The organism is Vibrio nomapromontoriensis, from assembly GCF_050337205.1.
Lineage (GTDB): Bacteria > Pseudomonadota > Gammaproteobacteria > Enterobacterales > Vibrionaceae > Vibrio > Vibrio nomapromontoriensis.
Genome location: NZ_JAKJSS010000006.1, coordinates 126,652 through 151,782 on the forward strand (window position 1 = coordinate 126,652; position 25,131 = coordinate 151,782).

Annotated in this window: 24 protein-coding genes; 14 read left to right on the top strand and 10 right to left on the bottom strand. The window is 44.5% G+C overall.

What is annotated here, in order from left to right; all coding sequences use genetic code 11:
- Positions 1-118: 118 nt before the first annotated feature.
- Both pykF and L4D05_RS00780 read right to left on the bottom strand, forming a co-directional pair.
- On the bottom strand, positions 119-1,531 hold the full coding sequence (gene pykF, locus L4D05_RS00775) for a pyruvate kinase PykF (protein WP_428750355.1): 1,413 nt from the start codon (positions 1,529-1,531) through the stop codon (positions 119-121).
- A 486-nt stretch (positions 1,532-2,017) separates the two neighbouring features.
- Positions 2,018-2,776, bottom strand: a complete 759-nt coding sequence (locus L4D05_RS00780) for a metalloregulator ArsR/SmtB family transcription factor (protein ID WP_428792756.1) — start codon at positions 2,774-2,776, stop codon at positions 2,018-2,020.
- Positions 2,777-3,183: 407 nt separating this feature from the next.
- On the opposite strand from L4D05_RS00780, the gene L4D05_RS00785 reads away from it, so the two are divergent.
- From L4D05_RS00785 to arsJ, 3 genes are all read left to right on the top strand, one after another.
- The gene (locus L4D05_RS00785; RefSeq protein WP_428750357.1) at positions 3,184-4,188 is read left to right on the top strand and encodes an ArsJ-associated glyceraldehyde-3-phosphate dehydrogenase; all 1,005 of its coding nucleotides are present in this window, start codon (positions 3,184-3,186) and stop codon (positions 4,186-4,188) included.
- Positions 4,188-4,685, top strand: a complete 498-nt coding sequence (locus tag L4D05_RS00790) for a phosphatase domain-containing putative toxin (RefSeq protein WP_428792757.1) — start codon at positions 4,188-4,190, stop codon at positions 4,683-4,685. Before L4D05_RS00785 ends, L4D05_RS00790 begins: the two co-directional genes overlap by 1 nt.
- A 67-nt stretch (positions 4,686-4,752) precedes the next feature.
- Positions 4,753-5,994 carry an organoarsenical effux MFS transporter ArsJ gene (gene arsJ / locus L4D05_RS00795; protein WP_428750359.1) on the top strand — a complete coding sequence of 414 codons (1,242 nt, stop codon included), beginning with the start codon at positions 4,753-4,755 and terminating at the stop codon, positions 5,992-5,994.
- A 53-nt stretch (positions 5,995-6,047) separates the two neighbouring features.
- On the opposite strand, the gene L4D05_RS00800 is transcribed toward arsJ, so the two are convergent.
- Both L4D05_RS00800 and L4D05_RS00805 read right to left on the bottom strand, forming a co-directional pair.
- The gene (locus L4D05_RS00800) at positions 6,048-6,908 is read right to left on the bottom strand and encodes a GGDEF domain-containing protein (protein WP_428750360.1); all 861 of its coding nucleotides are present in this window, start codon (positions 6,906-6,908) and stop codon (positions 6,048-6,050) included.
- A 448-nt stretch (positions 6,909-7,356) separates the two neighbouring features.
- Entirely contained in the window at positions 7,357-9,495 is a 2,139-nt protein-coding gene (locus L4D05_RS00805; RefSeq protein ID WP_428792758.1) for a TonB-dependent siderophore receptor, read from the bottom strand.
- 225 nt (positions 9,496-9,720) lie between these two features.
- Here L4D05_RS00805 and L4D05_RS00810 point away from each other — a divergent pair, with 225 nt between their 5' ends.
- From L4D05_RS00810 to rpoS, 9 genes are all read left to right on the top strand, one after another.
- Positions 9,721-10,371 carry a PilZ domain-containing protein gene (locus tag L4D05_RS00810; protein ID WP_428792759.1) on the top strand — a complete coding sequence of 217 codons (651 nt, stop codon included), beginning with the start codon at positions 9,721-9,723 and terminating at the stop codon, positions 10,369-10,371.
- 118 nt (positions 10,372-10,489) lie between these two features.
- A complete protein-coding gene (gene ftsB / locus L4D05_RS00815; RefSeq protein ID WP_428750363.1) occupies positions 10,490-10,771 on the top strand; it encodes a cell division protein FtsB in 282 nt (93 codons plus the stop codon).
- Positions 10,768-11,478: a 2-C-methyl-D-erythritol 4-phosphate cytidylyltransferase gene (gene ispD, locus L4D05_RS00820; RefSeq protein WP_428750364.1), complete on the top strand. Its 711-nt coding sequence runs from the start codon at positions 10,768-10,770 to the stop codon at positions 11,476-11,478. Before ftsB ends, ispD begins: the two co-directional genes overlap by 4 nt.
- Complete coding sequence (ispF, locus tag L4D05_RS00825) at positions 11,475-11,954, top strand: 2-C-methyl-D-erythritol 2,4-cyclodiphosphate synthase (RefSeq protein WP_428792760.1); 480 nt, start codon at positions 11,475-11,477, stop codon at positions 11,952-11,954. Before ispD ends, ispF begins: the two co-directional genes overlap by 4 nt.
- 12 nt (positions 11,955-11,966) lie before the next feature.
- Positions 11,967-12,998 (top strand): tRNA pseudouridine(13) synthase TruD, encoded by a 1,032-nt coding sequence (truD, locus tag L4D05_RS00830; protein WP_428792761.1) that lies wholly within the window; start codon positions 11,967-11,969, stop codon positions 12,996-12,998.
- Between the two features lie 5 nt (positions 12,999-13,003).
- Positions 13,004-13,774, top strand: coding sequence for a 5'/3'-nucleotidase SurE (surE, locus tag L4D05_RS00835; protein WP_428792762.1), 771 nt, complete (start codon positions 13,004-13,006; stop codon positions 13,772-13,774).
- A 3-nt stretch (positions 13,775-13,777) separates the two neighbouring features.
- On the top strand, positions 13,778-14,401 hold the full coding sequence (locus L4D05_RS00840) for a protein-L-isoaspartate(D-aspartate) O-methyltransferase (protein WP_428750368.1): 624 nt from the start codon (positions 13,778-13,780) through the stop codon (positions 14,399-14,401).
- Positions 14,402-15,337 carry a murein hydrolase activator NlpD gene (nlpD, locus tag L4D05_RS00845; RefSeq protein ID WP_428792763.1) on the top strand — a complete coding sequence of 312 codons (936 nt, stop codon included), beginning with the start codon at positions 14,402-14,404 and terminating at the stop codon, positions 15,335-15,337. It begins immediately after the preceding gene.
- Between the two features lie 100 nt (positions 15,338-15,437).
- Positions 15,438-16,418: an RNA polymerase sigma factor RpoS gene (gene rpoS, locus L4D05_RS00850; protein WP_428792764.1), complete on the top strand. Its 981-nt coding sequence runs from the start codon at positions 15,438-15,440 to the stop codon at positions 16,416-16,418.
- A gap of 59 nt (positions 16,419-16,477) precedes the next feature.
- On the opposite strand, the gene L4D05_RS00855 is transcribed toward rpoS, so the two are convergent.
- The 3 genes from L4D05_RS00855 to L4D05_RS00865 form a co-directional block, all read right to left on the bottom strand.
- The gene (locus L4D05_RS00855; protein WP_428750371.1) at positions 16,478-17,089 is read right to left on the bottom strand and encodes a TIGR04211 family SH3 domain-containing protein; all 612 of its coding nucleotides are present in this window, start codon (positions 17,087-17,089) and stop codon (positions 16,478-16,480) included.
- A 219-nt stretch (positions 17,090-17,308) separates the two neighbouring features.
- Positions 17,309-18,571, bottom strand: coding sequence for an inorganic phosphate transporter (locus L4D05_RS00860; protein ID WP_428792765.1), 1,263 nt, complete (start codon positions 18,569-18,571; stop codon positions 17,309-17,311).
- A 119-nt stretch (positions 18,572-18,690) separates the two neighbouring features.
- Positions 18,691-19,371 (bottom strand): TIGR00153 family protein, encoded by a 681-nt coding sequence (locus L4D05_RS00865; RefSeq protein ID WP_250615784.1) that lies wholly within the window; start codon positions 19,369-19,371, stop codon positions 18,691-18,693.
- Positions 19,372-19,576: 205 nt separating this feature from the next.
- Here L4D05_RS00865 and L4D05_RS00870 point away from each other — a divergent pair, with 205 nt between their 5' ends.
- Entirely contained in the window at positions 19,577-21,094 is a 1,518-nt protein-coding gene (locus tag L4D05_RS00870; protein WP_428792766.1) for a CYTH and CHAD domain-containing protein, read from the top strand.
- Positions 21,095-21,174: 80 nt separating this feature from the next.
- On the opposite strand, the gene L4D05_RS00875 is transcribed toward L4D05_RS00870, so the two are convergent.
- On the bottom strand, positions 21,175-21,936 hold the full coding sequence (locus L4D05_RS00875; RefSeq protein WP_428792767.1) for an ion transporter: 762 nt from the start codon (positions 21,934-21,936) through the stop codon (positions 21,175-21,177).
- A 132-nt stretch (positions 21,937-22,068) separates the two neighbouring features.
- Here L4D05_RS00875 and L4D05_RS00880 point away from each other — a divergent pair, with 132 nt between their 5' ends.
- On the top strand, positions 22,069-23,325 hold the full coding sequence (locus tag L4D05_RS00880) for a methyl-accepting chemotaxis protein (RefSeq protein WP_428750373.1): 1,257 nt from the start codon (positions 22,069-22,071) through the stop codon (positions 23,323-23,325).
- Positions 23,326-23,437: 112 nt separating this feature from the next.
- Here the strand turns inward: L4D05_RS00880 and panC are convergent, their stop codons facing one another.
- Entirely contained in the window at positions 23,438-24,325 is an 888-nt protein-coding gene (panC, locus tag L4D05_RS00885) for a pantoate--beta-alanine ligase (protein WP_428792768.1), read from the bottom strand.
- A gap of 8 nt (positions 24,326-24,333) precedes the next feature.
- Positions 24,334-25,128: a 3-methyl-2-oxobutanoate hydroxymethyltransferase gene (gene panB, locus L4D05_RS00890; protein ID WP_428792769.1), complete on the bottom strand. Its 795-nt coding sequence runs from the start codon at positions 25,126-25,128 to the stop codon at positions 24,334-24,336.
- Positions 25,129-25,131 lie beyond the last annotated feature (3 nt).

The window sequence follows — 25,131 nt, forward strand, 5'->3', positions numbered from 1 at the left end:
TGGCGTGTTGTAAGTCGGCGAGGATAGTACAGTGTGTGGAAATGTTGGGCAAGAAAAATTATAAAAAAAAGAGGGCGTGAGCCCTCTTTTTATAGATGTTGCTTATGTAACGTAGGAATTAAAGTACGTGTACAGACGCTGTATTTGTTGTGCCTGAAGCAACTAGTGCACCAGAAACCATAACAACGATATCGCCTTTCTTACCAAAACCAGAGCTTAGAGCGTACTCTTTACCGTTTTTGTAGAATGCGTCAGTGCTTTCAATTGAATCAACAAGAACTGGGCGAACACCTTTTGTTAGTACAAGTTGTGCTGCTGTTTTTGGATTCGTTGTAAGTGCTACGATACTCGCTGTAGGGAAGTATTTACGTACAGAGCGTGCAGACTTACCGCCATCAGTTGCAACGATGATCAGTGGAGCTGCTAGTTTTTCAGCTGTGTCTACTGCACCTTTACATACTGCTTCAGTAATACGTAGGCGTGGGCTGTCTAGACGTGAACCTAGTTCAGCTTTAAGTGCGCTGTCGGTACGGTTAGCGATTTGAGCCATGATAGTCACAGCTTCAACAGGGTATTTACCTTTCGCTGTTTCGCCAGATAGCATAACGGCATCAGTACCGTCCATGATTGCGTTCGCTACGTCGCCCGCTTCTGCACGAGTAGGACGTGGGTTTTGAATCATAGAGTCAAGCATTTGAGTCGCAGTGATAACCACTTTGCGTGCACGGTTACATTTCTCAATCATCATCTTCTGAGCGAAGATAACTTCTTCTGCTGGGATTTCAACACCTAGATCGCCACGAGCAACCATGATGCCGTCAGAAGCTTCAAGAATTGCATCGAAGTTATCAACACCTTCTTGGTTCTCAATTTTTGAGATGATGTGGATGTTTTCGCCGCCGTTTGCGTTTAGCAGTTCACGAATTTCTTTTACGTCTTCTTCTTTACGGATGAAAGAAGCTGCAACGAAATCAACGCCTTGCTCACAACCAAACTTAAGGTCAGCTTTGTCTTTTTCAGACAGCGCTGGAAGTTTAACTGAAACGCCTGGAAGGTTAACACCTTTGTTTTCGCCAAGTGCACCGTTGTTAAGAACTTTACACTTAACTTCAGTTTCAGTTGTCGCGATAACTTCCATTTCGATTAGGCCGTCATCGACTAGGATAGTGTTACCAGCAGAAAGATCTTTTGCAAAACCAAGGTAAGTAACAGCAACTACGTCTTTGTTACCAACAACAGAAGCGTCAGTAGTAAACGTGAACTCTTGACCAGCAACTAGGTCGACATCGTTGCCGTCTTCTAGTTTGATTGTACGAATTTCTGGACCTTTAGTATCAAGCAAGATTGCAAGCTGCTTACCAACTTTTGCCATTACTTCACGGTAGTTAGTGATACGAGCTGCGTGCTCTTCGAAGTTACCGTGAGAGAAGTTCAGGCGCATTACGTTCATGCCTGCATTGACAAGTTCAGTTAGCTTTTCTACAGATTCAGTTTTTGGGCCAATCGTACATACGATTTTGGTCTTTTTCATGGAAGTTACTCTCCGGTAAGTAATATTTACAATTTGAAGTTAGTCGTTGTCCACCGAGAAGGCTAGAAATGCCCACTAATAATTCATGTGAGCTATCAAAATTTCATCTAGCTTGTCGTCTTCTTGGTATGAAAGTCTTTCAATACGTTTAGTCATTTTATGACCAGTTAAGGCGCTTTCTTGCCTCGAATTCTGTGATGCAAACCACTATATGTCAGCGATATTGCAAAAAAATAAACAATAATTTCGTAATTTATTTTCTTTTCGGTGCGGATTCTACCACCTAATTGATCAAAGTTCACGGTACATAACTTGTTTTAGAGCAAGCTTTCGGCGCTTAATATTTAATTTTTAGATCGAAATAAATAATTTGGATGAATCATCAATATGTTGTAACTTTTTTTCAGAATGTACTTTCCAGTTACACGATTTCTTTCCTTCATTACTCAGTTGTTTTGGGTGAAACATGACCAGATTAGACCGCCTCTAATGAGGGGTATCATGTCGATGTGGTCGATTGGTCGATTGATTCAGTAGTTGGTGTGCAGCAAGTAACTGAGGAACCATACTAGAAAGTGAGGCCTTGAGAATCGCTTGCGTCCAGTCAGGCAATTTCTCTGAAACTGAATAATAGACCCACTGACCTTTTCGTCGATCGACGACCATGCCACATTGTCTTAGTACCCCAAGCGCGCGCGAAATTTTTGGCTGGGATTCTTGCAATGCTTCACACAATTCACCCACGCTCAGCTCTATTTCAGAAAAAATCATTAGTGCGATCATTAATCGAGTTTGATCCGATAAGCACTTGTGGACGATAAGTGGATCAAACCCTTGTTCGCTGGTTTCGCTATGAACGAGCATAAACCATTTTATGCGTTGTTGGAGATCGGTCAAAGAGGCGCTGAATAAGGGTTCTGAATACGACGTGGGGGTAGGTAAGTCCCAAAATATACTTTCGTTACTGTTGTTAAATACCCCACATTCAGCCTGAGCGGAGGAGCATAGTGTGATGACATAGTCAAAATGTCGGTCGTCAAACTCTTGCAGCGGTTTAGCGCGAAGAGCCTGAGTGTTGTACCCTGCGTTTTCTAACGTCTCAATGGTTCTCTTATCGACATGAGAAGGGTGACTGCCCGCACTGAATGCTTGATATTGTTGGTAATAGTGATGATTAACAATGGCCTCAGCCAGTTGTGATCTTGCTGAATTTCCTCGGCACACAAACAGAATGGTTTTTTTCATATTTTCCTCAACGTATGGGCTTGAGTAAGCAAGGTCACGGGAATATTGGATCAACAATGCGTGCATATTATGAAAGTTTTATGACGTGATGAGAAGATCCTTGACTATTTATATGTGAAATTTAGTATATACGCATATCCATATATACAAGCGATAAAAGACTGGTGTTCATCGTGATGAATATGTGGAATAAGCACTAGGTGGTAGGAAAGATAAGTCAGAGACGCATTTTACGATCTTTGAGAAAAGAGGCTCGTGCCACAGCTATACCGATGCCGTATGAGTGCGGAACAAAATTTACACGATAATGGCCAACAGCGGGCAAAACACTTATCGATTAAACTTTAACGAAGTGGTGTTACTTTTGAGTGACATGGAAACTTCATATTGCAATGAGAGAACAATCTATGGCTATCAAAGTAGGAATTAATGGTTTTGGGCGAATAGGCCGTTTAGCGCTACGTGCAGCGTTTGATTGGCCTGAGCTTGAGTTTGTCATGATCAATGATGTGGCGGGTGATGCAATAACGCTTGGCCACCTTCTTGAATTTGATTCTATTCAAGGGCGTTGGCATCATCAAGTTCAAGTCGAGGGAACAACCCTTATTATTAATGACCAAAAGGTAGTCACGACACAGCAACGTGATATCAATGCGGTTGATTGGTCTGGCTGTGATGTGGTTATTGAAGCCACAGGCGTGCATCGCCACACGGATTTTTTGAATCAGTATTTAGCTCAAGGCGTGAAACGAGTGGTGGTTTCCGCTCCAGTTAAAGAAGACGGTATTGCCAATATTGTTGTGGGTGTGAACGACCATATTTTTGATCCTGCTGTGCATCGTATCGTCACTGCGGCGTCATGTACGACAAACTGTTTAGCGCCAGTGGTAAAAGTGATTCATGAAAAACTGGGTATTGAGCAAGCGGCGTTCACGACAATTCATGATTTGACCAATACCCAAACCATTTTAGATGCGCCTCATAAAGATCTTCGTCGTGCTCGTGCTTGTGGTATGAGTTTGATCCCGACGACGACCGGCAGCGCGACGGCGATCGTTGAAATATTCCCAGAATTGAAAGACAAAATTAATGGCCACGCGGTTAGAGTGCCATTAGCCAATGCGTCACTAACCGATATCATTTTTGATGTGAAACGTGATACGACGGCTGACGAAGTGAATGCTTTATTAAAAGAAGCTTCAGAAGGTGAGCTTGCTGGCATTCTTGGTTTTGAAGCACGTCCGCTAGTCTCTATTGATTATAAAGGTGACCAACGTTCAACCATTGTTGATGCGTTATCCACCATGGTAGTAGGGACGCGTATGGTTAAGATTTATGCGTGGTATGACAATGAAATGGGTTATGCCACTCGTACTGCGGAATTAGCACGTACTGTTGGATTAGCGGGGTAATGACGATGCATCCTACATGGGAATTAAGCGTCAATGAGGCTGCACTCGTTTTTACACCTTGCCCTGGTACTAAAGGGGTGTCTTTACAAGAATCGTTAGCACAGCTAAAAACGCAAGGTGTCACTATTATTGTGACGGCGCTAGACAACAGTGAGATGTCAGAAAAAGGGGTCTCTGAACTGGGAAGTGCAGCGCAAGTGCTTGGAATGCAATGGTTCCAAACGCCAATAGAAGATGATAAAGCACCAGGTGAGGCGTTTGCTGCTCAATGGTCAGCAATTTCACCGACACTCCATCAAGCCATAAAATCGGGTGAAAAAATTGCGATGCACTGCATGGGCGGTTCGGGAAGAACCGGGCTTTTAGCCGCAAATTTGTTACTTGAATTAGGCTGGGATTTAGCAACGATCCGTAAAGAGGTGCAAGCACTTCGTCCTGGTGCGTTTACCAAGTCACCACAAATTGATTATGTCGAGAAGTTGGCAGCAACATTCTAATTTGTGAACGCCCTCTGTTGAGGGCTTTTTTTATGTTCTTTGTATCTGTCTACATTAGGCCAAAACCATGTTGTCTAATCTAAGTAAAAGTGTACGCCAGTACATGCTAGTCACGTTTAATTACTGGAATTTTACCATTACAGATGGTGCGCTACGGATGTTAGTCGTACTGTATTTTCATGATCTAGGCTATAGCACCCTTGCCATTGCTTCTTTGTTCCTTTTTTATGAGTTTTTTGGCGTAGTGACAAATTTAGTGGGAGGGTGGCTTGGCGCTCGGCTTGGGCTCAATCGTACTATGAATATTGGTCTTGGTATGCAGATTGTTGCTTTGTTGATGTTAGCCGTACCAAGTGCAGCCTTAACTATCCCTTGGGTGATGGCCGCGCAAGCATTGTCGGGAATCGCGAAAGATCTCAATAAAATGAGTGCGAAAAGTGCGATTAAAACGCTGGTTCCTGATGAACAACAAGGCGCATTGTATAAATGGATTGCGATTCTTACTGGATCCAAAAATGCGCTAAAAGGGGCGGGGTTCTTTATTGGCGGAGTGCTGTTATCGGTGTTGGGGTTCCAGTATGCGGTCATGGCCATGGCTGGCGTGTTGGCTTTGGTATTCACTGGCAGTGTGACGCATTTGGACAACGATCTCGGTAAAGCGAAGTCTAAGCCGAAGTTTAAGCAGATTTTTTCTAAATCTGAGAGCATTAATATCTTATCTGCGGCTCGGTTGTTTTTGTTTGGCGCAAGGGATGTTTGGTTCGTGGTAGCACTACCGATTTATTTAGGTTCGGTGTTTGGTTGGAATCATAGTTGGGTTGGGGGCTTTCTTGCTTTATGGGTGATAGCGTACGGTTTTGTACAAGGGTTTGCTCCTAAGATTACCGGTAAAGCGAAGATTAAAGGTACCGCTGACGGACAGGTTCCGGATGGTGCAGCTGCGTTTTGGTGGGTACTCGCTTTAGCTATCGTCACCGGATTGGTTGCATTGGGCGTGCAAAATGAATGGCACCCTCAGTTTGTTATTGTTGCCGGATTGCTACTCTTTGGCGCTGTTTTTGCCGTGAACTCTTCCTTACATAGTTACTTAATTGTGAGCTATGCAAAAGGGGACGGCGTATCGCTGGATGTGGGTTTTTATTACATGGCTAATGCGATGGGGAGGCTCATTGGAACGATTCTCTCTGGGTGGATCTATCAGGTATCGGGCTTGGCGGCGTGTCTTTGGGTTTCGTTTGCTTTTTTACTCGTCACAACTGTTATTTCTCTACGCCTGCCGGGAGTAAAAAAGGCGCACCACAGTCATTGATTTAGCAAGATGACAGGAGATAGCAATGCTGGCTTCATTGCTATCTCCCACCCTTATGATTCCACAAAACTATCGTCACTGATTAGGTGAGCTTTACGTTTGTGTTTATTGCTATACATATTTCTATCGGCCCGTTTGAGTGTTGTACGCAAGTTGTGATGGAAAGAGGAAATACCAACGCTATAAGCTAAATCTTGATATTGGCTGAATCGCTGTTTAAAGGTGTTTTCTAGCTTGGTTAACGCTAATTGTAATAACGCATCATCGCTAGATGAGGTGAGAACGATAAATTCATCGCCTCCGTATCGTATGAGCTTATCGGTGCTAGCAAATGATTGTCGTAAGCAGCGGGCAAATTTAGTTAGTACTCGATCTCCCTCACTATGCCCCATCTCATCGTTGACTTGCTTAAAGTTGTCTAAGTCTACGGCGACACATATCCCTTCTTGCCATTGAATAGAGTTTAAGTAGGCAAGGTTGTGCAATTTTGTTAGTGGATCGGTGTGGGCTTTTTTTTCGAAGAATTTAGCTTCTTGATGTAATTCAGTGACGTCGAAGCTAGTGGTGTAAATATACAGTTCATCTTCAATCAGAACTTTAAATTTGAGTACGTTGTAGTACAACGTCTCTGTAGGGGTTTTAAATGGAATGATTTTAGGGGCGCATTCACCAAATTCTAAATACTCCATACTCGCATCGTGGCACTTTTTAAGCATATGGGCGACATCATCAGGCACGAGTTGAGCGAATTCGATCGCATTCATTCCCAGTGGATTGACCTGAGTATACTGACGAAGCCAATGTGTGAACTTATCATTTAGATAAAGGTAGTTGTGTTTGGCGTCGCGAATGGAAAGAAAGCCGGGGAAGTGCTGGAACAGCCCGATCGCTTGGTGGTATGTTAAGTCTGTCACTGCCAATATCCTACTCAGATAAACTCGTTACTCAATCTTAAAGTGACGGTTATAGTTATCGTTTTGCAGGGTTTCTAACATGCTACTTGCATAAGAACCGTGATGCACATCACCTTGTTCTTGCTAATTTAGTATTTATGTACAAATTCTCACCAGTGAGACAGTTTAAAAGTAAAAATGGTGCTGGTGAGCAGGTTGTGTTGAAACTTTAATAGGCTGTTTTATTTGATGTTATTACGATCTTAGTTCTAGGTGATGCGAGTTCATATGACATAAGTATTAGCAAATAATGGCTATATGGCCGTTTACCGTTTACCGTTTACCGTTTACCGTTTTAGGCTCTAACACTCATGTTGGTTGTCGCGATGAGATTTAAAAAGAGCGCCGAAGCGCTCTTTGGGGGTATTGTTCTGGTGCTAGGTTGCTAGGTTGCTAGGTTGCTAGGTTGCTAGAACGTTGCATTGACGGAAAGTTTGAATTTTCGCTCATCACCATAATGAACATCGGTAATCACACCGTTTGAAGAGCTGCCGCCAGCGCCAGCTAGGTACTCTTTATCGAATAGGTTTTCGATGTTAAAGCGAAAGTCCCAGCGAATATCGCCGCTCTTAATTTGGTGGGAAGCACCAGCATCTACGCGAGCATAACCATCCATTTTCACGGTGTTTTCGTGGTCAGCCCAACGATCGCCTTGATAAAATAAACCAAGGTTGAAAGCCGTGTTATCCGTCATCGAATAGCGAGTCCACGCAGAGCCAGACCATTCAGGAACATTGACGGGGCGGTTGCCTTGATAATCGTCGTGTTTTGAATATTCGGCGTCAAGGTACATGGCAGAAGTCATGACAAACCATTTATCGAAAATTTGACCTTGTGCTGCGGCTTCAGCACCACGATGGTGCTGAACGCCACCTTGTGTTGTCACTGAGCTGCCATTGATGGTTTCACTGATACTGATATTCTTTTTCTCAATATCGAACAAGGCACCAGTGACAAGAAGTCGGTTATCCATGAGCTCCCATTTTGTCCCTACCTCATATTGACGGCTGGTTTCTGGCACTCGCTCAGTAATGGAGTCATCGCCGTTAACCACATTGTTTTGTGGTTCAAAGCTTTCCGAATAGTTCGCGTAAATACTACCATTGTAGGCTGGGTGGAAGATAACCCCCGCTTTAGGCGAGAAAGATTGGCTATCATGAGCCCCTTTCACATCGATACTACCATCACTGTTTTGCTGATCTTTATAGAAAAGATCATAACGACCACCCAGCAACACTTGCCACTGATCGTTTAGTGTCACGAGATCTTGCGCGTAGAAACCGTAAAACTGATTGTCAGAGCGGTACGCGGTGGTGTCTTTTCGGTAATCATTGCCCGGATCCTTTGGATAGGGTTGGCCAGGAATTACGGGAGTAGTACCTGAACTTTCTTTGTACTGTTCATAGTTATACAATTTTCCGTTCATGCCAAACAGGGTTCTATGATTCACACCTAGAGCGTCAAAATCGCCATTTAGGTCTAAGTGAAAAGTCTGAAGTTTCCAGTCGTCATGACGGTCGAATGGTTTAATTTCGTAGCTGCCATCAACGATAGTATTGCTTGTTGGTCTTGGCGATGAATCTTTTCTGTGTCGTGTTAGAGTTTGGTGATTGTAGCTTGCTTTCGCAGTCCAACTTGAATTGATATAAACCGTTAAATCGGTACCAATATTTTCAATGTTGTTGTCGGTGAATGCCCAAGGCATATCACGAATGAGTTCGCGACCACCTATCGTATTGCCGTCACCATCTAGCCATGCGCCAGAATCAATATTGGCTTTATCTTGCGTTCTTTCATAGTGAACCGAGACTAAGCCCCAGTCCGCTAAGTCTGCCTCAATGACACCGTAGCCAAGGAAGCGATCACGCTCTCGGTTATCGCCATTAGAATATTGACGTGATTCAACGGTGTCCTGTTTGACTAATACCGTGCGGCCACGAATCGTGCCTGACTCATTGAGTGGGCCCGACGCATCTACGTGTATACGTGTACTGCCTAAGTGATCTATATCCGTACCGACGTTCAACATAGGTTCATAAGTTGGTTTTTTCGACACCATATTGATTAGGCCGCCCGGTGTGGTCTGACCGTATAGTAGGCTGGATGGCCCTTTGAGGATCTCTACGCGTTCAAGTGTCTCAATGGGTAACATGTAGTGCGAAAACTGAGCTTGACCATTTCTCAAGTAGCTCGAGCCTGAATCGAGTTGAAATCCACGTAAACTGAATACTTCACGGTTCCATTTTTTAGTACCAGCACTGACACTGGCATCATTTTGGAGTGCTTCACCTAGGGTTGTGGCAAGCTGTTCATCTAAGACGATTTCCGGAATGACGGTAACGGATTGAGGCGTCTCTAGCATCGTGGCGTCGGTACGCATCGCGCCGCTGGCACTGTCTACTTTATAATCATCAAAGCTCTGAGCATGAATGGTCATGGTTTCATCTGTGCTCGAGGCGGAATTTGCTGGTGGTTCAGCAGCGTAAATTGGGGAAGTACTAAGTGCGAGTACCACTGCACTACAAAGGGTTGTTGGTGCTAATTTCATTCTAGGCTTTCCTTGCTTGTCGTAATCAAAGCAATTTTTTTAGTTAATTATTTATTCTGTTATGCCACTATTCGTACTGGCGATCGAATACTAATGATATTTATTATCATTTTCAATTATTAATTTTGTAAGCATTTGTATTTTTTGAGATGAGAGGTAAGTGATTGCAAAGACAAGGTAATTACGATGTAATTCAATTGTTGCTGTTGTCGATGAGGACTATTTATGGGGCAGGCATTAACTAAGCCGCAAGATTATTATCGGTATTTGAAGCCTGGAATGAGGTTGAGTCTGTCTATCAATGACAGTGATCAAGTCAAAGGCATTCCCTCAACGCTCATCGGATATAAGATGGAACGGTTTATATTGCTTGATGTATCTGGTATTGACGACCATCTGTTGGAGAAATTGGTCGATAAAGAGTTGGTGGTTCGAGGATTAACGGACAGCAGCTTTGGCCATGTGATTGCGTTTAAATCCCAGTGGCTGGCTTTTTCAGACGAGGTTTGTAAACAGTTGTACTTATCAATCCCTGAGCGAGTAGTTTCTAAACCCATACGTGAACATTCACGCTATAAACTGGAATTGCCATGTAGTATCTCGTTTGGCCAGGCAAGCCTTGATGGTAAAGTGATTGACTTCTCTGTCTCGGGCTGTGGCATTTATACTGAACAACCACATGATTTTTGCAAGGGTCTTGAAGTCAAAGTTGAGACGGCATTAAATCGTTTTTTACCGAGTAGTATTGCGTTTGAGGTAGTCAGTATTAAGAAGCAGGGGCAAGGTTCGTTGATTGGTATTCAGTTTAATCAGCAGATACTCATGTCGAATGCGTTAAAGAATGCCCTTGCTGAAATGGCAATGCAGGTGACCTAGTTGTGTCAGTATTCATTAAAATTGACTGGAAGCGGTGAACAAGCTCCGTCTTCGCTTATTTCAAAGTGTAAACTGTGGTATATAAAGGGTTAATTTTTTCGATGGAACGTTCCAGTTTATGCGCATCTTTACTCTCGTACTGCTCGTGGTTTTTTCATGGCTACAATATGTATTGTGGTTCGGGAAAAATGGCGTTATTGATTTTAATGAGGTTGAGAGTGACATCAAAGTTCAGCAACAGGTCAACAGCAATTTGCAGACTCGTAATGACGAGATGTTTGCTGAAATAGACGATCTTCGCCAAGGACTTGATGCTATTGAAGAGCGAGCTCGGCATGAGCTGGGGTTGATCCAAGATGGAGAAACCTTCTATCGCATCATAGGTGAGGAAAACCAGTGATTGCAACACTCCCCCCAATTATTGCTATTGTCCCTGCTGCCGGTGTAGGTAGCAGAATGCAGGCTGATAAACCGAAACAATACCTCCCAATATTTGGTAAAACGATTTTAGAGCACACGGTGATTAAGCTATTGGCTCACCCACAGGTGAGCAAGGTGATCGTTGCCGTTAGTGAAAACGATCCTTATTACCCTAAACTTGACATAGCAAGCCACCCTGCGGTGCTGCGTGTTAGTGGCGGTAAGGAGCGTGCGGATTCTGTATTATCCGCGGTGAATTGGGTGCAAGCGAGCGAACCAGAGGCTTGGTGCTTAGTTCATGACGCCGCCAGACCTTGCGTCTCTTTGGATGATATTACTACACTCATTCAACAGGTGGTGCCAAATACTGTAGGGGGAATCCTCGCAACCCCTGTGAAAGATACGATGAAAAGAGCCAATACTGAAAGCGAGATTGATCACACGGTTGATCGCAATGGATTGTGGCATGCGCTCACGCCGCAGCTGTTTAGTGTGAAGGTCTTACATGCGGCATTGAGTGACGCGCTGAAAAATGGCGCCATGATCACGGACGAAGCTTCTGCCATTGAGCGCTTAGGGCAGAGCCCTATACTGGTGGAAGGGCGCAGCGACAATATAAAAGTCACTCGCCCAGAAGATTTAGCGTTAGCAGAGTTTTATTTATTAAGAGAGGAAGAGCATAGATGAGAATCGGCCACGGTTTTGATGTACATAAGTTTGGTGGTGATGGGCCTGTTATTATCGGTGGTGTCTCTATTCCTTACGAGCAAGGGCTTCTTGCTCACTCTGATGGTGATGTGGCATTGCATGCGCTTTGCGATGCGTTACTCGGCGCGATCGCCGCTGGTGATATAGGACGCCACTTTCCTGATACGGATGCAGAATGGAAAGGGGCAGACAGTCGAGCATTGTTGCGCGATGTGTATGCAAAAGTTCGTGCTAAGGGGTATGAACTTGTCAATGCAGACGTGACCATCATGGCGCAAGCCCCTAAAATGGCACCTTATATCGAACAAATGTGTCAGGTGATCGCAATCGATCTTGAGACTGATATTGAAAACGTCAATGTAAAAGCAACAACGACGGAGCGACTTGGTTTTACAGGACGTAAAGAAGGCATCGCCACAGAAGCTGTGGTATTAATCACAAAATCCTTGTCCTAGTAGGCATTAGTAATGACAAATATTATCGATGGTTTGGCGTATCAATACGGCAAACCAACCAGTACCGCAAAATTTAAAGCACGCAATGAAGATTTTATCGTTAAAGAAGTGCTTGGTTATGAGCTTGCCGGAGAAGGTGAGCATTTTATGGTGCGCATTCGCAAAAGTGGTGAGAATACCAGTTTTGTTGCTAATGAACTTGCTAAACTGTTTGGCGTTAAGTCTAAAGACATTGGTTGGGCCGGGCTTAAGGACCGCCATGCAGTCACGGAGCAGTGGCTAAGTATTCATCTGCCTAAGAAAACTGTGCCAGATTTTAGCGGTTTTTTGGCAACCTACCCAAGCATTGAAATTATTGACACAACGTGGCACAACAAAAAATTGCGTCCAGGTGACTTAGTGGGTAATGACTTTGAGATTCGACTGACTGAGGTTACAGACCTTGAGTCAGCATTGGCTAGAGTGGAAGCTATCAAGACCTCCGGTGTGCCTAACTACTTTGGTCAGCAACGCTTTGGTCACGAAGGTAACAATGTCGTAGAAGCAAGACGCTGGGGACGTGACAATGTACGTACTCGAAATCAAAACAAGCGAAGCTTGTATTTGTCTGCGGCACGCTCTTGGATCTTTAACCAGATTATTTCTGATCGTATTGATCAACAATGCTTAGACCGAGTACTACTTGGTGATATTGTGACGGTTGAAGGCCAGAACGTTGTTGTGAGCGAAAGTAACTATGATGAATTGGTGGCGAATAAGGCAGTGATTACCGCTGCGTTAGCTGGCGATAACGCTTTGCCTACTCAAGATGAGGCCCTCGTGCTTGAGCAGCGTCACCTTGATAATGAACCGGATCTAATGTTGTTGATTAGAGGCAACAGAATGCGCCATGATCGTCGTGACATTAGCTTAGTTCCTCAGCAGCTAGACGTCACAGTAGAGGAAGGAGCTGTGCAACTGCGTTTCTTCTTAGACTCTGGCAGCTTTGCAACCTCAATTCTGCGAGAGATCGCAGTGTTAGAAGAAGTAGAAAGACAATTCTGATTTAAATGAATAAGACTAAAGTAAGTAAACCAAAAATACTTCTCAGCAATGATGATGGCGTTCATGCTCAAGGGATACGCACGCTGGCGAATGCGCTTCAAGACATTGCCAACGTCGTGATTGTCGCCCCTGATCGGAATCGTTCTGGCGCTTCAAATTCACTCACATTGGAGCAACCGCTACGAGTCAATGAAATTGAACCCAATGTTTTTTCCGTTCAGGGTACGCCAACGGACTGTGTGCATTTTGCGCTGAACGAATTGATGAGTGATGAGATGCCAGACTTGGTGTTATCTGGTATTAATCACGGCGCAAACCTAGGTGATGACGTCCTTTATTCAGGAACGGTTGCTGCGGCAATGGAAGGGCACTTCCTTGGTGTTCAGTCAATGGCGTTTAGTCTTGTGGGGCGAGATAACTTTGAAGCGGCCGCACGCGTGGCAAAACAATTTGTCGAGCGCCATTTAGCCCAAGCGGTTCCGACGAATCGCCTATTAAATATCAATGTTCCTGACCGGTCTATGATTGAACTGGATGAGATGCAAGTGACTCGGCTTGGTGCTAGGCACCATGCTGAAAGTATGATTAAGCAAAAAGATCCAAGAGGACATGATATCTATTGGCTTGGTCCTCCCGGTAAGGAGCAAGATGCAGGAGAAGGTACGGATTTTTACGCCATTGAGCATGGCAAGATATCCATTACTCCTTTGCAGGTTGACTTAACCGCTCATGATTCGATTTGTGCGATGAAAAAATGGATAGCAGGGAGAGATTAATCAATGAATCCGCAAGCGGCGAGATTAGTTGAATTCTTACAGGGACACGGTATTGAAGATAAGCGCGTATTACACGCTATTCTTCAAGTGCCACGCGAACAGTTTGTATCCCAGGCGATGATTCATCAAGCATACGACAATAACGCACTGCCAATCGGTAGTGGGCAGACGATCTCCCAACCATATATTGTCGCGAAAATGACAGAATTACTGGCCTTAACGAGAGAGACTAAAGTGCTTGAAATTGGCACAGGCTCAGGCTATCAGACCGCAGTATTGGCACAGTTGGTTGAACACGTTTGCTCCGTTGAGCGAATTAAAGCACTGCAATGGGAAGCGAAGCGGCGTCTAAAGCGTTTAGATATTTATAACGTCTCCACCAAGCACGGTGATGGCTGGCAGGGTTGGCAAGCAAAGGGACCTTTCGATGCCATTATCGTAACCGCGGCGGCAGCGTCAGTGCCTGATGCTTTGTTGTTACAGCTCACCGACGGGGGGCGACTTGTGATACCGGTTGGGGAGAATGAGCAGCAACTATTAAAAATTACCCGTAAAGGTGATAGTTTTATAACGGAAGTAATTGAATTGGTGAGGTTTGTTCCTTTGATAGCAGGTGAGCTTGCGTAAATGCGAACGATGTTGAGACGAGCAGTTTGGGTTGTATCCCTAACGAGTGTGCTTGCAGGGTGCACGGGCTACTCACGTGCGCCTGTCTCAGATTTGGGAGGAAAGTACGAAAGTGTCTCTAGAGGAAGTTACCGAGGTAGTTTCTACGAGGTACAAAAAGGGGATACCTTGTACTTTATCTCCTACGTCACCAATAAAGATGTTAAAGAGCTGATTCGGTTAAATAATTTACAGGCTCCTTATACGATTCATCCTGGCGATCGCCTTAATTTGTGGCGGAGTGTGTACTCACCACCTTCTTATGCTGGTTCAGGTGCGGGTGAAGCCGCAGCGGCGACCACAGCGGCCTCTACTGTATCCCCTAAACCCCAACCCGCAGCGAAAAAGCCGGCGAGTTCAACAAGTAAGAGTGCCCAAAAAACAGCCAATAAGAAGGTTGAACAATCTAAAGCAAAAGAGTATGGTGATTCTAAAGGTAAACAAAATGTTAATAACACAAAACCCAATACGGCAAAGCAAAAAACGGCAGCGAGTAAACCTAAGACCACCGCACCAGCCGCTACTGCCAAGGTATCAAGTTGGGTTTGGCCGACAAAAGGTCGTGTGATAAAGAACTTTTCTGTAGGGGACCAAGGAAATAAAGGTATCGACATTGCTGGTCAACGAGGACAAGCAATTGTTGCCACTGCAGGAGGAACCGTGGTGTATTCGGGCAACGCACTTAGAGGGTACGGTAACCTAGTTATCGTCAAACATAATGATAGTTACCTCAGTGCTTATGCCCATAACGATCGGTTATTGGTATCGGAAGGACAAAGCGTTAAATCTGGACAAAAAATCGCAACCATGGGCAGTTCAGGTTCTAACAGTGTCAGATTACACTTTGAAATCCGCTATCAAGGCAAATCGGTGAACCCAAAACGCTATTTGCCGTAACAACGTTCCAATGCTACTTGCATATTAATTGACATGATCAGGATAGGTTAGCGACATAGTTAGGTAGTCATGTTTTGCTAGCTCGCCAGGGGGAGGCGCTATGGGTATCAGCAATGCAGTAACCAAAAATGAAGAATTCAACGTTGAAAACGAATTAGAAGTGGTGGGTAACACTCGCGCTAATAATGACAAAAAAGTTAAAAAGGAAGAAAAAGAACAGTTTGACGCCTCAGCCAAAAGCCTTGATGCAACGCAATTGTACTTAGGTGAAATTGGCTTCTCTCCACTGTTAACCGCTGAAGAAGAAGTTCTGTATGCGAGACGTGCACTTAAAGGTGATGAAGCGGCTCGTAAGCGTATGATTGAAAGTAACCTTCGACTCGTTGTTAAAATTTCCCGTCGCTATAGTAATCGTGGGCTTGCACTATTAGACCTTATCGAAGAGGGGAACTTAGGACTTATTCGTGCAGTAGAAAAATTCGACCCAGAACGTGGTTTCCGTTTCTCAACTTATGCGACGTGGTGGATTCGACAAACGATAGAGCGTGCTTTGATGAACCAAACACGTACCATTCGATTGCCAATCCATGTTGTCAAAGAGCTCAACATCTATCTGCGTACCGCACGTGAGTTGTCTCAAAAGCTTGACCATGAACCCACCGCGGAAGAAATTGCTCATCAGCTCGATAAGCCAGTGAGTGATGTGTCTAAAATGCTTCGTCTTAACGAGCGGATTAGCTCTGTAGATACGCCTATTGGCGGTGATGGAGAGAAGGCGTTATTAGATATTATTCCAGACTCTATGCATTCAGATCCTGAAGTGTCCACGCAAGATGATGATATTAAAGCGTCGCTTATCCACTGGCTTGACGAGCTTAATCCGAAACAAAAAGAAGTATTAGCACGACGTTTTGGATTGTTAGGCTATGAGCCATCAACGTTAGAAGAAGTGGGTAGGGAGATTTGCCTGACTCGTGAGCGAGTTCGCCAGATTCAGGTGGAAGGTCTACGTCGTTTAAGAGATATTTTGATTAAGCAAGGTCTCAATATGGAGTCACTATTCAATTTCAATGATGACTAAATGAAGATATAGAGAAATAAAAAAAACCGCCGAAAGGCGGTTTTTTTATTCTTAGAATACTATTTCCAGCCATTTGGACTCTTGCGACGGCGTGGAATGATATGCGGCAGAATTAAGCCGAGTAACAGTCCGATACCAGCTACACCACCGCCGTACATGAAGTACTTAAGTAGTAGGTCTTCTTTTTGTGTATCGAGCTTAGCTCTTAACTCACGAATTTCTGTTTGAGACGTGGTTAACTGATGATTAATATCTGAGTAGTTTTGCTCTAGCTCAGCAATCTGCTTGTTACGCGCATCTAAAGAACTGGCTAAGCCTTGTTGTTCGCTATCTGCGGTTTCACGAGCATTTGCAAGTTGACTCTTTACTTCAGTCAGTTCTTTTTCAAGACGAGGTAAACGTACCGCCATGCTTTCTTGTGCGGTGACAAACTTAGTTTCAACCCAGCCTTTACGTCCGCGTGCATCTAGCACCTGAGAAAAGCCTGAGCTGCGATTTGTCGACAGTAGTTTCACCTTGTCGCCGGCATTGATGCTGCCGACGATGCGATATTCGTTGCTCGGTCCAGAGTGGATATAAGTAAATAGTTTGTCGGCAATATAGCGTTCCTGAGCGAATGCGGCAGGTACTACAAACATTGATACTAAGATCATGCTGATCAGTTTTTTCACGATAAGTCCCTTCAGTCTTTCAATGGGGATTAATGATAGTGTGCGTCGATCATTGTCTTACGCAGACACACTCAAATTGTAAACTTTTAAGAATGGGCAAATAGTATGAATTTTCTGTACGTGGTGCAACTAAGAAGGGAGGCTTAGCCTCCCTTTATTTGCATTTGAGTCAAATATGACGTGAGGTTCACATCTCCCTGACTTTATGGTTTGTGTGCGTTAACCAGCAAATGATGCTTGGATTGCGTAGAAGAACACAACAGCAAGTAGTGCACCAGCAGGTAGCGTAACAATCCAAGATGCGACGATGTTACGAACAACACCCAGGTTAAGGGCGCCGATACCTCGAGCAAAACCAACACCTAATACCGCACCAACCAAAGTTTGTGTGGTTGAGATTGGCAAGCCAGTACCTGATGCTAGAACAACAGTACAAGCTGTTGCTAACTGCGCTGCAAAGCCTCGGCTTGGCGTTAATTCAGTAATACCAGTACCAACAGTAGCCATTACCTTATGACCCATGGTCGCAAGACCCACAACGATACCAAAACCACCGAGTGGAAGAATCCACCATGCGATAGAGCTCTTTGTGGTAATTTCGCCCATATGCTCAACGGTAGAAACAACCGCAGACAAAGGACCAATGGCATTCGCTACGTCGTTAGAGCCGTGTGCAAATGCCATTGCACAAGCTGTGATAACCATTAATACGCTGAAGATACCTTCCACGCCGCTAAAGCCATGGTCTTCTTCACGGTTAGCAAACTTACGTTGGATATACAGGTAGCCTGACACCATTACAGCAGACGAAACGATCGCCGCCCAGAGCCATGCTTCACCGTTAGAAAGATGCAAACCAACGTGCTTTAGGCCTTTTTTAATCGTTACTAGTGCGATGACCATTGTGGTAATGAACATATAGACCGGAACAAAGCGTTTAGCGTTCAATAGCGGTTTTTCTGTATCAAAAATCAGTCGTTGTGCACTAACAAAAATCAAGTAGGAAAAGAAACCGGAAATAACAGGTGTTACCACCCAGCTACCAACGATACCTTTTACTGAGCCCCAGTCCACTGCTTCTGTACCGACAGAAATACAGGCGAAACCAATGATCGCACCGATAATTGAGTGCGTTGTCGATACCGGCCAACCCATATATGACGCGAGTAATAGCCATGTACCTGCAGCAAGTAGCGCAGACATCATGCCATAGACTAAAACGTCAGGTTGATGGACAAACAATGAAGTATCGATAACACCTTTACGGATAGTATCTGTTACTTCACCGCCCGCAAGATACGCACCGGCAAATTCGAAGATCATCGCAATGATGATTGCTTGCTTAACTGTTAAAGCTTTAGAGCCAACAGAAGTACCCATTGCATTGGCAACATCATTTGCACCAATACCGATAGCCATTAGGAAACCGAATAAAGCCGCAACAATAATTAGGATAGTGCCGTAGTTTGCAAGAATATCCATTGTAATACCTAGTTTTGTTTCATAACAAGCGGAGCAGTTTTAAGACGCGGGCAACACTTAAGCATTGTATACAGCGCCTAATATCAATTTCGCTCTTTGTTATTTAGTTAACGTATGATTTAAGACCGCGAAAGCATGAGTTCAAGTCGAGCACCAACGCGCTGAGCCTGATCTGCAATGCCACCGATCCATTCAAGAATCTTATAAAGGAACATGATATCAATTGGGTTGTGATCATGCTCAATCGCCATGAGTTGTTGGCGAAGTTGAATCTGCATCGCGTCGGTATCATCTTCGATGATGTCGAGCTGATGAATCATTTCGGCTACAAGTGTTACCTCACGACCTTTAAACCCTGTTTCTAGTAGCTCATCTAACTCATTAATCACTTTTTGAGCTTGATTTGCGGCATCGAGACAACGTTTTACGTAGGCGATGAAGTTATCTTGCATCGGGGTAGGGATGACAAGTTGTCGACCGTAAACACGGCCTGCAATGTCTTTTGCTAGGTTGGCAAGTTTGTCTTGCTGTGTCAGTAGTTCAAGCATATCGCTACGATCTACAGGCAAGAACAAGCCGCGAGGAAGCTTTAAGCGAATCTCACGCTTTAATACGTCCGCCTCTTTCTCTAGGTGAGAAATTTGCGCACGGATCTCGGCTGCTTTCTCCCAATCGCCTTGAAAACTGGTTTCAAAGAAATTGACAAGATGTGAGCAACATTCTGTTACGCACACAACGTGGCGTTGCAAAGGTTTAATAGGGGACTTTGCAAATAACCCCATAATTGTATTCACTGGCATGGTTGTCTAACCTAAAAAATATAACCTGAAATAAACATACACCATATCATGGTGAAATGTTAAGCGATGGCTATAAAGGCGCGCATGTTAACCCATTAAAAGTCTGATTTAAACTGTTTTAGATCATGAATTGGGTGATATTTGTCACTTGCCGATTTTGGGAATTGACCATATCCTGTTGTCAGTGTCCTTGAAAGGTATAACTATGGAAACCGAGATAGAACTGAAGTTTTTTGTTTCACCTGATTTTTCAGAAACTTTACGAAATAAAATCTCAGAAACAAAAGTACTTCAGCACAGTTGTCGTGAGTTAGGAAACACTTACTTCGATACTCCAGACAACTGGCTGCGCCAACACGATATAGGCCTACGAATTCGCCGATTTGATGATGTCTTTGTACAAACGGTGAAGACATCAGGTCGAGTTGTAGCGGGGCTGCATCAACGTCCGGAATTTAACGCCGAACACACTTCTAATGAACCTGAATTGACTTTACATCCGCTCGACATTTACCCACAAGGTAAAAATGTTGAAACATTGCAGTCAGAACTCATCGCCATCTTTTCAACAGACTTTACCCGTGAGCAGTGGCTGATTGGCATGCCTGACGGTAGTCAAGTCGAAGTGGCGTTTGATCAGGGGCTCGTGTCTTCCGGTGAGCGTAGTTATCCTATTTGTGAAGTAGAACTTGAGCTTAAATCGGGGCAAACCGATGCGTTATTTACGCTGGCTCGTTCATTTTGTGAGTCTGGTGGCATTCGTCTTGGTAATTTAAGTAAAGCGGCTCGTGGCTATCGTTTAGCGCAAGGCTACGAAGGTGACGAAGTGAAACCTCTGGCGCTGGTTGATACTGTTGAATCGGATACGGTTGAAACCTGCTTCATTAATTCCTTAGAACATGCTTTAGAGCATTGGCATTACCACGAACAGATTTATACCGAGCACGAATCGATAGAAGCGCTGCATGAGATTAGCCATTCGATTAGCTTGATTCGCCAAATTCTGACGGTCTATGGTGGCATTGTTCCACGCCGTGCGAGTGCAATAGTGCGTCAAGAGCTGAAGTGGCTTGAAGAAGAGTTAACATGGCTCAAGCGTTATGATCACTTAGAAGGGTTACTGGAAGATAAAGGGCATGTATTAAGAAAGCTTGATGCACGTAAATTCTTAGTATCAGAACTTAAAGACACGCAAGCGGAGCTTCCAGATCGAGAAGAAACGCTGAAACTGATTCATTCAGCTCGTTATGCAGGCCTATTACTTGATCTTAGTCGCTGGATTTTATCAAGGGGTTGGCAACCGTTCCTAGATGAAAAAGCTCGTGAAAAAATGCAACAACCGATTAAGTCTTTTGCTGTGAATCAGCTTTCTCGAACTTGGGCTGAATTAGTTGAAGCCTTTCCCGTAGAAAAAATGCTGACGCGTCAAGATTACCTCGAACAGCAATATCGATTAATGCGTAATCTATACTCCGGTGTAGGCTTTGCCATCCTATTCGACGTAGAAGAGCGTAATAGCTTCAGGCTGCCGTGGGCAGATTTACTACAAGGCATTGATGACCTGTTGATGTTAGAGCTCTTAGAGGCGCTGATTGAGCGCCTAGAAGGGGATGAAAAAGAGCAGCTTGGTCGTTGGCTCAGTCGTCAGGAAAGCTCAATCTTACATGCGATGGAGCAAACCAGACAGATTAGTATGGAAGTTGAACCTTACTGGCAGCCATAATTACACATGACACATCAAGGTGTGTCATTAACAGCGATAACCCTGGTATCAGAAAGAGAGGCCCTTAGCGGCCTCTCTTTTTATTTATCCCGACGTTCTAGTTTATGTTCTATTTGATTGATGCGATGCATAATCACCTCTTGCTGGTTGAGTATTTTCTGCAATTGGACTTCGGTGTGCTTGGAGCGGCGTTCTTCTGAGGAGCTTGGAGAAGAAAGCAAAGAGGTGATTAGGCCAGATGTCATACCAAATAGTCCCACGCCACAAATAATGATGCCAGCGGCGAGAACCTTTCCAAAAGCGGTGACCGGATAATGATCACCGTAGCCAACGGTCGAGACAGTGACAAACGCCCACCAAACAGCATCGCCGATATGGGTGATATTAGCGCGCGGATCCGAGCTTTCCGCCAAAAGCATCATCCCTGCTCCTGCGGTAATTAATACAATCAGTACCAGTAGAATCGACACGAGTGTTGTTTCATGTCGGTTGCGTGCGAGTTGTTTAAGAATCGCCTCACCAGAACGGATGACTAAGATAACGCGGAAGATATGAAATAGTCGAGCGAAACGCAGTGGTTCGATGAGCGGGATACTAGCGATAAAATCAATCCAGTGCGTTTTCATATATTGCATACGATCTGTGGAGCGGATCAGATCCACAGTAAGTTGCAGTATAAATAAACTACAGATAATAAAGTCTAGGCCGATAAGAATGGTACGACCGCTTGCACTAATGGGTGCAAAAAGGAGGGCGGATATCACAATTAATGCCATAAATGACAAGAAAAGTGACAATAGACTCAATGGCTTAGTTTCAGTTTTGATATCATCATCTTTCATACGAGGCTCGAATTAAATAGTTTTATTGCATGCGTGACTTGGCTCGAAGAGAAACACGTTTGTGATTGAGTCATGTTGGCGTCAATGTTAGAGGGATACTCTAACTATATAATAAATAATGGAGAACGAATAATGACAACACTGGCATTTAAGCCCTGGGAGCGACTCATCACCGATGTTCGACTCGTACCGAAGATGTTGATGTTAATGGTATTTAGCACCTTGCTTCTAATTGGAAAGCAACTTTGGGATGCAAGTACGTTTTACGATTCTCTTTTGGCTGCGACACAGAATGTGGCGATAGCGCAAGAGCACTATGAAGCGTATTTAGTGCAGGTGGTTTGGCAAACGGTCGCTATGATCGTGGTGTTCGTCACGTTATTACTTTTCGCCGCTAAAACAATGTTAAAACAGACTCAATATCTAAACCTTGCTATCAAGCGTATGGCAGATAAAGATCTGACTGTGCCAATTAATATGGATTGCAAAGATGAATATGGCGACGTCGCTAGAGAATTAGAGCGTACCCGAATTCAATTGCAAGATGTAATCAAAACTCAAGTCGCGACGTCTCAGGAATTATCATCATTGACCGAAATTATGACCTTGAGTATGTCTGAAACGAAAGAGTCGGCTCAAGAAGAGTTTCAGGAAATTGACCAACTGGCGACAGCCATGAGTGAAATGACCTCAACAGTACAAACGGTTGCAGATCATGCGCAGAATGCGTCGCAATTAACAGAGCAGGCGTCAGGACAGGCGGAAACTGGCCAGCGCTTTGTGCAAGGTACAGTAACTAAAATGAATGAGTTATCTAATGATATCTCAGCTTCTGCTGCTGCGGTGAATCAAGTAGAGGAGCGAGTCGAGTCTATTGGTAGCGTTGTCGGTACGATTCAAGGTATCTCTGAGCAGACGAACCTATTGGCGTTAAATGCAGCGATTGAAGCGGCGCGTGCCGGTGAGGCAGGGCGTGGTTTTGCTGTGGTTGCTGACGAAGTACGCAATTTAGCACAGCGCACTCAGCAAGCGACGGTCGAAATCCAAGAGATGATTTCTCATCTTCAGTCGAGTGCGAATTCTGCGGTTGAACTAATGGAAAAAAGTGTCGTTGAAGCAGCCGATGGCGTGGAGCTGGTTACCAATGCTGGAAGTGAACTGGACGGCATTGTGAATCAAGTGAATCAGATTAATGATATGAACTTCCAAATCGCGACGGCAGCAGGACAACAAAGTAGTGTTGCGGAAGAGATGAATCAAAACCTCACCAACGTAAGAGAGCTAGTTGAAGCATCGGTTGTTGTGGTTACTGAATTGCTAGAAACGTCAGAGATGATGGAGAGTAATGCCGCTGAGTTAGACGGTAAGATTAAGTCATTCAAAGTTTAGCAATGGCGATTAGTGCGAGTCGCTCGTACGAAGCATCAATAAAAAAACGCTCACAATATGTGAGCGTTTTTTTATTTTATTTTATTTTATTTTAAGCACTAAGCACTAAGCACTAAGCCGCTGGATCAGCATCGGATTCATTGCTGTTTTGGGCTAAGTCCAGCACCTGGTTATCAATTAATCGAGCTTGACCTAGGTAAGCTGACATCAAAATCACCGCTTGAGTGGATTCTTCACTAATGACTTGCAGGCTTTGTGCATCACGGATGAATATCTCATCTGGTTGTAAGTCTGCGGCGCGCAATTGGTCGTTCGCGTCTTCGATAATAGAAGCGTAATCATCTCTTCCACCACGGATCGCACTGCTGATCCAACGCATCGTTTTCGCAAGAACTGGCGCACGTTGGCGTTCATCCATGGTTAGATAGCCGTTACGAGAACTCATGGCAAGACCATCCATCTCACGGACGGTAGGTACGCCGATGATTTCAATATTCATCGCAAGATCATTGACCATCTGGCGAATGAGCGCGAGTTGCTGATAATCTTTTTCACCGAAGCAGGCCACATCAGGTTGAACGATGTTGAACAGCTTTGCCACGATAGTGGATACACCACGGAAGTGACCTGGGCGAGACGCCCCTTCTAGCATCGAAGAGATGCCAGGGACTTCGACAAAGGTCTGCTTATCTAAACCGTGTGGATACATGATCTCAGGCGTCGGCGTGAACACTATGTCCACTCCTTCAGCACTCAGCTTACTCAAATCCTCTTCTAGAGTACGAGGGTAATTGTTGAGATCATCTGCGCGCTCAAACTGCATCGGATTGACAAAAATACTTGCCACCACGATATCGGCTTGCTCACGCGCTTTGCGCACTAACGTCAAGTGACCTTCATGAAGGTTACCCATGGTTGGAACAAATGCAATTCGACGCTGCTCACGTTTAAATTGCGCGACTTGTTCTCTTAACTCTGCGATATCAGCAAAAGTATGCATGATTCCCCCTAGGCAATCGTATGAGCGTCATCAGGGAAAGTGGCACTTTCCACGTCAGCAATATATTTAGCAATGGCGAGACGCATGTCACCGGTTTCGGCTAGGAAGTCTTTTGAGAACTTTGGCATATAGTTAGCAGAAATACCGAACATGTCGTGCATCACAAGAATTTGTCCATCGGTAACATTACCAGCACCGATACCAATAACAGGGACATCTAACGCCTCTGTAATACGTTTAGCCAAGTCTTGTGGCACACATTCTAGCAAGACGATTTGTGCGCCCGCTTCTTGCAACGCTAACGCGTCACGTACCATTTGGTCAGCATTCTTTTGGTCGCGACCTTGTACTTTATAACCACCAAAAATATTGACACTTTGTGGTGTTAGACCTAAGTGTGCACAGACGGGTACAGCTCGTTCAGTCAACATTCTTACTGTGTCGATTAACCATTCGCCGCCCTCTATCTTTACCATGTTAGCGCCTGCTTGCATCAATTGAGCGGCGTTCTGACAGGCTTGCTCAGGTGTGGCGTAGCTCATAAATGGCATATCAGCCATCAGTAAGCAATTCGGGCTACCAGCACGAACACAGCGAGTGTGGTAAGCGATATCTTCAACCGTTACCGGTAAAGTATCGGTCTTGCCTTGTAATACCATGCCTAAAGAATCGCCAACGAGCAATACTGGCATGTTTTGGCTTTCAAATAGCCCTGCAAAGCTAGCATCGTATGCAGTTGATGTAGCAAACTTTCGACCTTCTTGCTTCCACTTGATTAGGTCGTTGATGGTGATTTTTTTCATTTT